The 13,060-nt window shown below is 60.5% G+C and carries 11 protein-coding genes; 8 read left to right on the top strand and 3 right to left on the bottom strand.

Annotated features, from left to right (window positions below; translation table 11 throughout):
* Nucleotides 1-257: 257 nt before the first annotated feature.
* Nucleotides 258-1,004 carry an enoyl-CoA hydratase-related protein gene (locus MRS74_RS22970; RefSeq protein WP_254582620.1) on the bottom strand — a complete coding sequence of 249 codons (747 nt, stop codon included), beginning with the start codon at nucleotides 1,002-1,004 and terminating at the stop codon, nucleotides 258-260.
* A gap of 6 nt (nucleotides 1,005-1,010) precedes the next feature.
* A complete protein-coding gene (locus tag MRS74_RS22965) occupies nucleotides 1,011-2,441 on the bottom strand; it encodes an aldehyde dehydrogenase family protein (RefSeq protein ID WP_254582619.1) in 1,431 nt (476 codons plus the stop codon).
* A gap of 202 nt (nucleotides 2,442-2,643) precedes the next feature.
* Here MRS74_RS22965 and MRS74_RS22960 point away from each other — a divergent pair, with 202 nt between their 5' ends.
* The 8 genes from MRS74_RS22960 to MRS74_RS22925 all read left to right on the top strand — a co-directional run bounded on the left by MRS74_RS22960 (nucleotide 2,644) and on the right by MRS74_RS22925 (nucleotide 10,788).
* Nucleotides 2,644-3,612: a flavin reductase family protein gene (locus tag MRS74_RS22960; RefSeq protein WP_254582618.1), complete on the top strand. Its 969-nt coding sequence runs from the start codon at nucleotides 2,644-2,646 to the stop codon at nucleotides 3,610-3,612.
* A gap of 33 nt (nucleotides 3,613-3,645) precedes the next feature.
* Nucleotides 3,646-4,419 (top strand): glucose 1-dehydrogenase, encoded by a 774-nt coding sequence (locus MRS74_RS22955; protein WP_254582617.1) that lies wholly within the window; start codon nucleotides 3,646-3,648, stop codon nucleotides 4,417-4,419.
* A gap of 11 nt (nucleotides 4,420-4,430) precedes the next feature.
* Complete coding sequence (locus MRS74_RS22950; protein WP_254582616.1) at nucleotides 4,431-5,222, top strand: fumarylacetoacetate hydrolase family protein; 792 nt, start codon at nucleotides 4,431-4,433, stop codon at nucleotides 5,220-5,222.
* A gap of 36 nt (nucleotides 5,223-5,258) precedes the next feature.
* Nucleotides 5,259-6,170 carry an acetaldehyde dehydrogenase (acetylating) gene (locus MRS74_RS22945; RefSeq protein WP_254582615.1) on the top strand — a complete coding sequence of 304 codons (912 nt, stop codon included), beginning with the start codon at nucleotides 5,259-5,261 and terminating at the stop codon, nucleotides 6,168-6,170.
* 15 nt (nucleotides 6,171-6,185) lie between these two features.
* The gene (dmpG, locus tag MRS74_RS22940) at nucleotides 6,186-7,214 is read left to right on the top strand and encodes a 4-hydroxy-2-oxovalerate aldolase (RefSeq protein WP_254582614.1); all 1,029 of its coding nucleotides are present in this window, start codon (nucleotides 6,186-6,188) and stop codon (nucleotides 7,212-7,214) included.
* 39 nt (nucleotides 7,215-7,253) lie between these two features.
* Nucleotides 7,254-8,576, top strand: coding sequence for an MFS transporter (locus tag MRS74_RS22935; RefSeq protein ID WP_254582613.1), 1,323 nt, complete (start codon nucleotides 7,254-7,256; stop codon nucleotides 8,574-8,576).
* Between the two features lie 72 nt (nucleotides 8,577-8,648).
* Nucleotides 8,649-9,416: an SDR family oxidoreductase gene (locus tag MRS74_RS22930; RefSeq protein ID WP_254582612.1), complete on the top strand. Its 768-nt coding sequence runs from the start codon at nucleotides 8,649-8,651 to the stop codon at nucleotides 9,414-9,416.
* Nucleotides 9,417-9,432: 16 nt separating this feature from the next.
* Nucleotides 9,433-10,788, top strand: coding sequence for a serine hydrolase domain-containing protein (locus MRS74_RS22925; RefSeq protein WP_254582611.1), 1,356 nt, complete (start codon nucleotides 9,433-9,435; stop codon nucleotides 10,786-10,788).
* Between the two features lie 160 nt (nucleotides 10,789-10,948).
* Here the strand turns inward: MRS74_RS22925 and MRS74_RS22920 are convergent, their stop codons facing one another.
* Nucleotides 10,949-12,781 carry a tyrosine-type recombinase/integrase gene (locus tag MRS74_RS22920; protein ID WP_254582610.1) on the bottom strand — a complete coding sequence of 611 codons (1,833 nt, stop codon included), beginning with the start codon at nucleotides 12,779-12,781 and terminating at the stop codon, nucleotides 10,949-10,951.
* Nucleotides 12,782-13,060: the final 279 nt, after the last annotated feature.

The following is a 13,060-nucleotide window of genomic DNA, read 5'->3' as shown; positions in this document are numbered from 1 at the left end:
ACGGTATGCCGCGGGCGCATGGATGCGCGGGAGCGGCAATGTACAGGATGTACGGCCCCTTACTTTTGCTCCTGCAAAGTAAGGATTTCCGCCATCCCTGGCGGTCATGCCGCAGGCGCATGGATGCGCGGGAGCGGCGATACACCGGATAGCGAGGAGACTGGCGTACCAGGGTGAAGGATAACCGGGAAGCTGAGGTGTGAAGCGGGTGCAGCAGAAAGGAACAGGCCGCTCGGTGAGCGGCCGTAAACGGTGGCTTAGCGCCGCACGAATGCCTGCAGCGCCTGTTGCGCCGCCTCACGCTCTAGCAGCTGTTCAAACTGGTCCATCTCGGCCTGCATCAGGGTATCAAGCTCCAGGCCCGAAGCGCGCTGCAGCTGCGCACGGGAACGCTGTACCGCCTCAGGATCCAGCGCCGCCAGCCTTTTCGCCGCATTGAGGCAGGTTTCATCCAGCCTGTGGGCCGGCACCACCGCATTGACCAGCCCGGCCTGGGCCGCCGCTTCGGCGCGACAGGGCTCGCCCAGTACCAGCCATTCAAAGGCCTTGATATGCCCGGCCAGCTGCGGCAGCAGCTGGGTGCTGCCCCCCTCCGGGCTAAGCCCCAGGGCCACAAAAGGGAATACCAGCGCCGCGCGGTCACTGGCATAGACGAGGTCGCAATGCAGCAGCAGCGTTGCCCCGATGCCGACCGCCTTGCCATCCACCTGCGCGATGATCGGCTTGCGGCAGCTGCGCATGGCACGCAGCAGCGCCAGCGGCGGATCAGTACGCCGGCCCTGGGCAGGCTCGGCCAGGAAATCGACGATATCGTTGCCGGCACTGAAGCAGTCGCCCGTCGCCGACAGCAGCAGGACCCGCACCTCCGCATCGCGGTCTGCCCGCTCCAGGGCTTCGATCAGGGCGGCATAAAGCTCCCGATCAAAGGCATTGCGCTTCTCGGGCCGGTTCAGGCAGAGACTGAGCACACCGGCCTCTGGCTCTGTCGCCAGGATTGCATTCATCGTCCCTTACTCCGAGGTGATCTGCGACTTGATCATGGCTTCAAAATGCTCGCCGTAGGGTGGCAGCATGCCCCATTCGCCGCGCGGGTCTGATTCCGGCACACGATAAACAGTGCGTGCATGGCTGAATTCCAGAAAGCCTTCGTAACCGTGGTAATGCCCCAGCCCGGATGCACCTATACCACCGAAGGGCGCTGCGTGCATGGCGGCATGCATCATCGCATCGTTGACCGTCACGCCACCGGACAGCGTCTGCGACAGCACCCTCGCCTGTTCGGCGGTGTCCTGGCCAAAGTAGTAGAGCGCCAGCGGCCGGGGGCGGACGTTGATATCGACGATGGCCTCGTCAAGCTGCGTGTAGGTCCGGATTACCAGCGCCGATCCGAAGATTTCCTCCTGCATGATCAGGCTGTCTGCCGGTGGATCGATCACCAGGCGCAGCGGGCGCCGGCGGCTGCTACCCGGCGTTTCGGGATGGCTGGACTCGATGCGCGCACCGCGCACACGCGCATCGTCCAGGTAGGACTCAACCCGCTGCAGATGCGCATCATTGACCGCGGCCACCAGGTCCGGGTTGTCGTCGATACGCGGATAGTACTGGCAGAAATGCTGTTTAAGACCCGCGACGACGGTCTCCAGCGCATCGGCCGGCACGTAGAGTACATCGGGACTGATGCAGATCTGGCCGCCATTGGTTCCCTTGGCGATGGCCAGACGCCGGCAGGCGTCATCCAGATCCGCGCTGCGGCTCAGGATCGCAGGCGATTTGCCACCCAGTTCCAGCGTGACCGGCACCAAGTGCCCGGCCGCCGCCTGCATGATCTTGCGACCGACCGCCGTACTGCCTGTGAACACCAGGTGATTGAACGGCTGTGCGGCAAAGGCTGCACCGATGCCGGCATCGCCGGTCACCACGGCGACTACCTCAGGGTCGACCTGACTGCCGATGATCTCGGCGACCAGTTCAGCGGTGCGCGGCGTGATTTCCGAAGGCTTGAGTATGGCGCGGTTGCCGGCGCCCAGGGCGCAGGCCAGCGGGCTGAACAGCGTAAACAGCGGCGCATTCCAGGTGCCTATAATGCCGACGCTGCCCTTGGGTTGATGCAGTACCTCGGCGCTGGCCCCCAACTGATCGTAGGGCGCGAAAGAGGCGCGGGTATCCGGCTGCATCCAGCCTTGCAGATGATCGCGGGTGTATTTCAGCGAGCCCAGGGACCCGAGCACATCGTTCATCAGCGAAAAGCCGCGGTGGCGGCCGCCAAAATCGGCGTCCATCGCATCGGCCAGCGCGTCACTGTGCGCCACCAGCAGATCGATGACCTGCTGAATGCGGGCCCGGCGTGTGGCCGCCGGCACCAGGCCTTCGCGCCCGAAAGCCTGTTGCTGAGCCGCCAGCAGGTCGGCAATGCCTGCGGGGGTTGTTACGGCTGAAGCCATCTTGATATCTCCCTTGGATCGGCTTGGCGGCACCTGCGGGTGCTGCTTCTTATATTGCTGTCACATTACTACCGGTAAAAGGCCCTGAACACCTCGTCCGGATGGACGACAGCCCCCGTGTGCCTTAGTCCATAAAGACGATGTCCGTTCTTGTGGCGGCTGCAATACTCGCCTCAGACTCACGGCCAGCAGAGGCAACACCATGACACAGCCGAGCTTTGACCCTAAAGCGTTTCGCGCGGCACTGGGCACCTTCACCACCGGGGTGACCATCATTACCGCGCAGGCCGCCGATGGCAGCCAGGTAGGCATCACCGCCAACAGTTTCAATTCAGTATCCCTGGACCCGCCGCTGGTGCTCTGGAGCCTGGCCAAAAGCGCCATGAGCCTGCCGGTATTCACCGACGGCACCTACTGGAATGTACATGTGCTCTCCGTTGACCAGGAACCTCTGTCGGGCCGCTTCGCCTCCCGCGGCGAAGACAAGTTTGCCGGCATTGCACTGGACGATGGCATGACCTGCGCCCCGCTGCTGCCCAACTGCACCGCGCGCTTCCAGTGTCGCACGGCCTTTACCCATGACGGTGGCGACCACCTGATCTTTATCGGCGAAGTACTGGGCTTTGACCAGAGCGACCGGCCACCACTGGTGTACCAGAGTGGCCAGTACGCCCTGACCGCGCGCAAGCCACGCGAAGAAGTGCGCCTGACCAAGGCCGAACCGCCGCCCGAGTGCAGCTACACCGAAGATCTGCTGGGTTATCTGCTGGGCCGCGCGCATTTCCAGATGGTCAACCGCCTGCAGGGGCTGCTGCAGGATCAGCATCTGGATCAGGCGCAGTTTTTCATCCTGTCGGTGCTGTGCATCCGTGACCGGCTGACGCTCGACGAGATCAACGCCTATATCGGCTATACCGGCCACAGGGTAGACCCATCCGATATGCAGGTGCTCATGGCCGGTGGCCATGTGGTGATCGAAAAGGAACGCTACCGCCTGACCGCGGATGGCCGCGAAGCCTCGCTGCACCAGATCGCCCAGGCCAAGGCCGTCGAAGAGGATCTGGTGCAAACCCTGGGACTGGGCGACGCCCTGGCCCTGAAGCTGCTGCTCAAGCGCCTGATCGAACGCACCGATCCGGGTTTGCCTGACCTTTGGGCCGTCTCTGCCTGAGATGCGCAGCACCCATTCGCACAAGGAGTCCTAATGTCCATTCTCGAGAACTTTAACCTGCATGGGCAGGTGGCCGTAGTCACCGGTGCAGGTCGCGGCCTGGGGCGCGCCATCGCCCTGGCATTCGCGCAGGCCGGGGCCGATGTCGTCTGCTCGGCCCGTACCCTGGCCGATGTTGAAGCGGTTGCCGGCGAGATCCGGGCACTGGGCCGCCGCGCACTGGCGATCAGCTGTGATGTCACCGATGCGGATCAGCGCCAGGCACTGGTTGATGCCGCCGTTGAGGGCATGGGCAGGATTACCCACCTGGTCAACAATGCCGGCGGCGCAGGCCCCAACGATCCACTCAAGATGAGCGCCGAGGAATTTGCCGCCGTGCTCAGCTTCAACGTGACATCGGCCTACTCCCTGACCCAGCTCTGTGTGCCCCACATGCGCTCCGCCGGTGGCGGCAATGTCATCAACATCACCTCGGGGGCGGCCCGCTACATTCAGCCGCACTTCAGTGCTTATGGCGCCGCCAAGGCCGCCCTGACCCAGCTGACCAAACTGCTGGCACAGGATTTTGCACCGCTGATCCGGATCAATGCGATTGCCCCGGGCCCCGTGCTTACCACCGCCCTGAAAAACGCCGCACCCGACGCCATGCTAACCGCCATGGCAGAGAACACCCCGCTGAAACGCATCGGTCAGCCTGACGATATCGCGGCGGCGGCTCTCTACCTGGCGACACCGGCGTCGAGCTGGGTCACCGGCAAAGTAATTGAAGTGGATGGCGGCGCTGAAAGCAGCGTCTGGCCAGGCTGAGGAGCAATAGCATGTCACAGAATCTGATCCAGACGCTCGGACAGGAACTGTTCGACGCATTAGGCAATGGGCTGACACTGCCACCGCTGACCGAACGCTATCCGGAACTCGGCATCGACGATGCCTATCACATTTCGCTGGCGAGCCTGAAGCTGCGTGAACAGGCCGGCGAAACCCTGATCGGCAAAAAGATCGGCGTTACCAGCAAGGCGGTGCAGGAGATGCTGGATGTGCACCAGCCCGACTTCGGTTTTCTGACCAACCGGATGCTCTACCCAGAAGGCAGTGCCATCAGCCTGGCGGCAGCCGGCCTGATCCAGCCCCGCGCCGAAGGCGAGATCGCCTTCTGCCTGAAGCAGGATCTGACCGGCCCCGGCATCAGCGCGGCCGATGTGCTGGCCGCCACCGAATGGGTGGCGCCCTGCTTCGAAATCGTCGACTCGCGCATCGACGACTGGCGCATCAGGATTATCGATACCGTAGCCGACAACGCCTCCTGCGGCGTCTTTGTTATCGGCGATGCGCGTATAGACCCCAACAGCCTGGATCTGGCTGCGGTCGCCATGCAAATCCAGAAGAATGACCAGCCCGCAGGCTCTGGTCTGGGCTCTGCCGTACAGGGACACCCGGCCGAAGCGGTCGCCTGGCTCGCCAATACGCTGGGCGAGTACGGCATCCCCCTGTGCAAGGGCGAGGTTATTTTGTCGGGCGCACTGGCGCCGCTGATCCCGGTACAGGCCGGCGACGATTTCAGCCTGACGGCTACAGGACTGGGCAGCTGCTCCATTCGTTTTATCCCCTGAGTGCCAGCCGCCGCTGGCCAAACTGGAAGCAAGGTTATGAGCAAGAAACTGAAAGCGGTCATTATCGGCCCCGGCAACATAGGTACCGACCTGCTGATGAAAATGCAGCGTTCCGAGTGGATAGAGCCGGTCTGGATGGTCGGTATCGACCCCGAGTCCGAAGGCCTCAAGCGCGCAGCCGAGATGGGCATCAAGACCTGCGCCAGCGGCGTGGATGGCCTCTTGCCCCACGTGATCGCAGATGATATCCGCGTGGCGTTTGATGCCACCTCCGCCTATGTGCACGCAGAGAACAGCCGCAAGCTGAACGAGCTGGGCGTCATCATGATCGACCTGACGCCCGCCGCAGTGGGCCCCTACTGCGTACCGCCGGTCAATCTGGCGGACCATGCCAGAAATCTCGAGATGAACGTCAACATGGTGACCTGCGGCGGCCAGGCGACCATCCCGATGGTGGCGGCAGTCAGCCGCGTGCAGCCGGTCGAGTATGGCGAAATCGTCGCCACAGTGTCATCCCGCTCCGTCGGGCCCGGTACGCGCCAGAACATCGACGAATTCACCCGCACCACGGCCGGTGCCGTGGAGAAAGTGGGCGGCGCCAGGCGCGGCAAGGCAATCATCGTCATCAACCCGGCCGAGCCGCCGCTGATGATGCGCGACACCATCCACTGCCTGACGGCAAGCGAACCGGACCAGGCCGCGATCACCGCGTCGATCCATGCCATGGTGAAAGAGGTACAGAAGTACGTGCCAGGCTACACCCTCGTCAACGGCCCGGTATTCGATGGCAACAAGGTTTCGGTGTTCATGCAGGTGGAAGGCCTCGGCGATTTCCTGCCCAAATATGCCGGCAACCTCGACATCATGACCGCCGCCGGCCTGCGCACAGCCGAGATGTTCGCGGAAGAAGTCAGCAACGGCACCATCACCCTTCCAGAACGTGGCTAAGCGGGAGAACGCGCAATGAATCTGAACGGAAAAAAAGTCACGCTGCATGACATGAGTCTGCGTGACGGAATGCATGCCAAACGGCACCAGATCAGTCTTGACGAAATGGTCGCAGTATCCACCGCGCTGGATGCCGCCGGCATGCCGCTGATCGAAGTGACCCACGGTGACGGCCTGGGTGGTGCGTCGCTCAACTACGGTTTCCCGGCGCACAGCGACGAGGAGTACCTAAAGGCGGTGGTGCCAAAGATGAAAAACGCCCGCATCTCGGCACTGCAGCTGCCGGGTATCGGTACCCTCGATCATCTGAGAATGGCCAGAGACTGCGGTGTATCCACCATCCGCGTCGCGACCCACTGCACCGAAGCGGATGTGTCCGAACAGCACATCGGCATGGCGGCGAAGATGGAAATGGATACCGTCGGCTTCCTGATGATGGCGCATATGGTCAGTGCGCAGAAAATCCTCGAACAAGCCCGGCTGATGGTCAACTACGGTGCCAACTGCATCTATGCCACCGACTCGGCCGGCTACATGCTGCCGGACGAAGTGACCGAAAAGATCGGCCTGCTGCGGGCCGAGCTGCCGCAGAATGTCGAGGTCGGTTTCCACGGTCACCATAACCTGGGCATGGGGATTGCCAACTCGCTGGCGGCAATCGACGCAGGCGCCAGCCGCATTGACGGCTCGGTGGCGGGTCTTGGGGCCGGTGCCGGCAACACGCCGCTGGAGGTATTCGTCGCAGTTCTCAAGCGTATGGGCGTAGAAACCGGCATCGACCTGTACAAGATCATGGACGTGGCCGAAGACATCGTCGTGCCGATGATGGATCAGCCGATCCGGCTGGACCGCGATGCACTGACCCTGGGATATGCGGGTGTCTATTCATCCTTCCTGCTGTTCGCCCAGCGGGCACAGAAGAAATACGGTATCCCGGCACGCGACATACTGGTGGAGCTCGGCCGGCGTGGCACCGTGGGTGGGCAGGAGGACATGATCGAAGACCTGGCGCTGACCATGGCAAGAGAAAAAGGGCTGATCTGATCGGCTTTGCCCTGGACCCAACCTGCAAGGACTCACGCTATGGCGACTCCCGGCTCTGTCTGTTCCGCCCCGGCCTGGCGCCGCCATGGCCTGTTGTTTCTGCTGACCCTGTTGTATGCAGAGAACTTTATCGGCCGCCAAATCATGGCGGTGATGATCGAACCTATCAAGCAGGAGTTCAATGCCAGCGACACCGCCATGGGGCTCATCTCGGGACTGGCGTTTGCCGGCGTCTTTGCGCTCTTTGGCCTGAGCGCCGGTCGCCTTGCCGACCGGACATCCCGCACCCGCCTGCTGGCCATCTGCGCCCTGATCTGGAGCCTGACCACCTTTTTGTGTGGCATCACCACGGGCTTCGCCATGCTGGTCGTGGCGCGCATGCTGGTGGCGATCGGTGAGGCGCCGGTCAGCTCCAGCTCCATCTCGCTGATCGCCGACCTCTATCCCATACACCGGCGTGCCTTTGCCATCAGCTGCTTCAGTTCAGCCCCGACCTTTGCCGCGATTATCGCCATGAGTCTCGGTGCCTGGCTGGTGGCCGAGTATGGCTGGCGGACAACCTTTATCATCATTTCCCTACCGGCAATCGGCATTGCCATGAGCTTTTTGCTCTTTGTGCGCGAACCACCGCGTGGCACCTGGGACAAGGTCGGCCTGGACAGCCCACCGCTGGGGCTGCGCGCCACCCTGGCCTCGCTCTGGCAGTTGAAAGCCTTTCGGCTACTGATACTCGCCAGCGGCGTCAGCACACTGGGTGCCAACGCCTATGGCATGTGGAACGCCACCTTTCTGGTGCGCAGCCATGGCCTGGACTTGCAGCAGGCCGGCATACTGGCCGGGTGCATCGGCGGTGGCTCTGCCGCCGCCGGCATGCTGTTCAGTGGCTGGTTTACCGATCATCTGATCAGCCGCCATCCGCGCTGGCAGCTGGCCATCCCGCAGATAGGCCACGGTATCGGCATTCTTGCCATGTTGGCCTACCTGCTCTGGCCCGCCGACAGCACCCTGCCGGTGAACGGCTTCAGCGTACCGACCGCGATGATCTGGTGCGGTATTAACGGCTTTTTCGCCGTCTGGTGGGTCGGCCCCTGCTTCAGCCTGATCACGCAACTGGTGCCGCCACAAAGCCGCGCCGTGGCAATGGCCTGCCAGACAATACTGGTTACCCTGCTGGGTGTTGGCATCGGACCACTGGCCGTCGGATTTATCAGTGACCTGCTGGTTCCGACGCTGGGGAACGAATCGCTGCGCTACTCGCTACTGCTGGGCGTTGTTACCACTGCGGCGGCTATGCTACTGCTGCTGGGCGTTGCCCAGGCCCAGCGCGATACCCAGCTCCGACCGGTTCTGTCTCTAGTCTGAATGGACGAAGATCTGGCAGCCCATGACATGCATAGTCCATTAGAATGCTTACTGGAAAATAAGGAAAACACCATGTCCACCATTGCTGTAACCGGCTCTGCGTCCGGTATTGGAGCGGCTGTTTGCCACCGCCTTGAAGCCGCCGGTCATACCCTGATCCGCGTCGATCGCATTAATGCCGACATCCATGCGGACCTGTCGACGCCAGAAGGCCGCCAGCAGGCAGTAATCCAGACCCTGCAGCGGTGTGGCAACATACTGGATGCGGTGGTGTGCTGTGCCGGCGTTGGCGTTACGGCGCCGTCGGTCGGGCTGATCCTCAGCGTGAACTATTTCGGCGTCACCGAATATATCGCCGGACTCACGGATGCACTGGCGCAGAGCGACGCCGGCAGTGCGGTCATCATCGGCTCGGTGGCTGCCAGCTCCCAGGTCGCCAGCCCGCATGAGATGGCCGCCGCCATGCTCGACGGTGATGAGGACAAAGCATGCCAGATCGCCAACGACAGCCAGGCACCCCATATCGCATACGCGGCCTCCAAGTATGCCGTCACCGTCCATGGCCGCCGCACGGCCGTCAGCTGGGGCAAACAGGGCATGCGCCTGAACATCATTGCACCGGGCGCCGTTGAAACACCACTGCACCAGGCCTCAATGGACGACCCCCGTTTCGGAGAAGCCGTGAAAAACTTTGTTGCACCGCTGGGACGCGCCGGCCAGCCGGACGAGATCGCAGAAGGTGTCCAGTTCCTGCTGTCGGAACAGGCCCGGTTCATCAATGGCTCTGTCCTGTTCATTGATGGCGGCATGGATGCAATGATCCGCGCAAATCAGTTCTGATACCGGGAGACAATACATGCAAGGTTTGAAGCTCCGGCCAGCACTGGCATTGCTTTCCACGCTCGTGCTGGCAAGCCCGCTGCAGGCATCTGTCTGTCCCGGCTACAGCGCCGGCTACAACGCCGACGACTATATGTCTGCGCGTGACTCAGTACCCGAGAAAATGGGCTGGATGCAGGGCAGTCCGCCACCGGAAGACAAACGGATCAAGCTTAGCGACGGCTCCTTTTTCCGCTTTCCGGCGCTGCGCTACAGCACAGCACACATGAGCGAATTTCTGCCCACCACACTGGTGAAGCGCCGCAATACCCCGGTACAACCACTGCCATATGAGCTCAATGAGTCAATTGATGCGTTGCAGGTTATACCTATGGGAGCCGCTGCACCGATCAGCTGGGAGGAGTCCCTGTGGCACACCTACACAGACGGCATCATCGTGTTGCACCAGGGCAAGGTGGTTTACGAGCGTTACCTGGGTGGCTTTAACGACTATGACCGCCATGCGGTCATGTCGGTGACCAAGTCACTGACCGGTACCCTGGCACTGGATTTGGTGCATCAGGGGCTGCTCGATGAATCCCGGACGGTGTCGCATTATATTCCGGAGCTCGAAGGCTCAGGCTTCGGCGATGCTACCGTGAAGCAATTGCTCAATATGACGACCAACATCGATTTTGATGAGGACTTTTCCAACCCCGACTCCGGAATCTGGGCCTTTTCTACTGCCGGGAATCCTTTACCCAAACCCAAAGGCTATACAGGCCCGACGGGGTACCTGGAGTACCTTCCGAGCGTCCAAAAAGCCGGCGAACATGGCCAGCGTTTCAGCTATAGAACGGCCAATACCGAGGTGGTGGGTTGGCTGGTTGCCCGCGTCACCGGCATGTCGGTCGCCGATTATCTGGAAGAAAAAATCTGGAGCCGTATCGGCATGGAGCAGGACGCTCAGTTCCAGGTAGATGAGCGCGGCACCCCCTTCTCCGGCGGCGGCCTGAATGCCAGCCTGAGGGACCTGGCCCGCTTTGCCGAATTGCTGCGCAATGGCGGCAAGTACCAGGGGGAACAGATCCTGCACCCGGATCTAGTACCGGATATTATGCGCGGTAACAGTCTGGCGGCCTTCGAGTCACCCCTGCACGAGAGCATGAGTAGCTGGTCTTACCGTGGCATGTGGTGGGTCACTGGTGACGCCAACAAAAGCTTCATGGCACGCGGCGTCTACGGCCAGAACATTTATATTGACCCGACTAATGACGTTGTCATCGTACGCCTGGCTTCTCATCCTGTCGCCGCGAATCGTGCCAATGACTGTGTCACATTACCGGCTTATCAAAGGATCTCCGAATTTCTGACTGAACAGAATCATCACTGAAGCAGCAAGGGCGGCTTGACATGGCCTAATGGTGCCGGACACCTCACAGCAACACGGCCAGGGCATTAAGTTTTTCTTTGTCCATTTGCTTGCCCATGATGGATTCCTTTTGAAAAAGTTACTTATTTATGGGCAGTTACACCATTTGGTTTACAGCCTCTCAGCAAGCACGGGAAACGACAATTTCTGCAACTGTATGGAAATTCTCCAGCGTTACATAATCTATCGGCGCCTTCCCATCCAACTGCCGATACGGTTGTGTAAGTGCATGGTAGATTTGCCACGAATCGCCCTCTAGGGCCTGCTTGAGCACCGCCCGAACCAATCTGTTTTTGATCGGATCCAACTGCCAGTCCGGGACACGCTGCCCACGGTTGCCCATATTCAACGCGAGTAGCTTGCCAGTCTTGAGCTCGCGATTAACCTTGTCTCGGGACTTTCCGGCCAGTTGCGCAAACAAGGGCATTGGAATATTCTGCGGCGCCTCGTATATCGCGAGCATTTCCTGATGCTCTCGCTGGATACCGGAGACTTCCTGCACTACAACTGACTCCGGTACTATAGGCAAAGGCGATAGCCGCTGATTCGATTGACCACCCTCGCTTGAGTTGACGACAGTCGAAGCACCCAAAGCTGGATTTTCATCAGCAGCTACCGACATACGACTCGCAGTATCAGGTAAGTTCGCAATGCTCTTGATCGACGGCATCCCCTCGATATGAATCGCCAGGTGAGCGCTGGCAGCCTGTACCTGCCCTTGCTCCAGCATATCCAGCCGGTCAGCCCAATCCTGCATCATGCGCCGGCGTGGCTCGACATGCATAGCATGGTTGTATGCCGCACTGACTTTATCAGTGTCCGCATGCGACAACTGAGCGTCCACCCAAATTTTGGGATAGCCGACTTCATTGAGCGCGGTCGAAATCGTACCGCGGATACCATGCCCAGTAAGACGACCTTCGTAGCCCATCTGACGCAGCGCCCTGTTTAACGTATTTTCGCTGATACGCTTTCTAAAATCACTGCGGTGCGCGAACAAGTAGTGCTGGGCCGGCTTGACCCTGCTGAGCAGACAGCCAATGACCTCGATGGCCTGTACGGACAGCGGCACGATATAAGGTGGTACGCCTTGCGGCCGTCGCCCAGACCTGCGCATTTTGTTCTGCAGTTGCTTAACGTTCTGCGCCGGAATGATCCACAATCCACGCTCAAGATCAAATTGCTCAGGAGTGGCTGAGCGCAACTCGCCTGTCCGCACGCCAGTCAGCAAGAGCAACCTGATCCCTAACTGGGTTTGCGGACCCTTTCCCGGATAAGTACGCAGTTTCTGCAGCATTACAGGGAGCTCATCCATACGCAAAAAAGGATTATGTTCGACGGGCGGTTTGGGAACGGCGACAACATCCAGATCAAAGGCAGGGTTGGCTTCTAGTCCATCGACGATAACCAATGCGTACCGAAACAGCTGGCGGAACCAGGCGCGGACTTTCTCGGCGGTCGTAAATGCTTTGCGCTGTTCGATCCGTGACAACAGCTCCAGTAACTGAGGCCTTCTGATGTCGTAGATAGGGATCTTACCCACGCTCGGCAGGACATCCTTACAGAAAATGCGCTGGATCTGCGAGAGGGTACTTTGTCGCCCGATCTTGAGCACTTTACGACGGTGCTCAACCCAAATCCAAAAGATGGCTTCGAACGTATTCTCAGCTGCCAAGCGCACGGCGCGGCGCTTCTGCTTTCGCTCGGTATGGGGGTTGATGCCGCTGGCCAGCAGTGCACGGGATTCGTCACGAAGAGCGCGTGCTTGGCGCAGACCGATCTCGGGATAGGCGCCCAACGACATGCGTTTTTGCTTGCCTAACCAGTAATAACGAAAGTACCAAGACTTGCCGCCAACCGGAGAGACGACCAGCCCCAGCCCGTCTGTGTCGACGAGATTGTAGGTTTTACCGGTGGCCTTGGCCTGACGGATGATCAGATCGGAGAGTGCCATCACATAGCTCCTAAGCTGAGACTTAGGCTCTATGATCGTCAAGGCTCCCGCCCAGCCCCAGTAACAACCCGGATCCGACACCACCCGTATAGATTGGCCTTAATTCTGGCCTCAAAAAGGCTGGCCGTTGGTGGAATTCAGTGGATTTGGCTGGAACGAAAAAAGGAGCTTTCGCTCCTTTTTCAAAGACTTACAGACTTCAGTGGACGTCTGTAGATCAAAATTTGGAGCGGGAAACGAGACTCGAACTCGCGACCCCGACCTTGGCAAGGTCGTGCT

Origin of the sequence: Marinobacterium sedimentorum (genome assembly GCF_024267675.1) — a bacterium.
GTDB classification, from domain to species: Bacteria; Pseudomonadota; Gammaproteobacteria; order Pseudomonadales; family Balneatricaceae; genus Marinobacterium_A; species Marinobacterium_A sedimentorum.
Note: the sequence above shows the minus strand (reverse complement) of the source record. Positions and strands in the feature narration are given on the sequence as shown.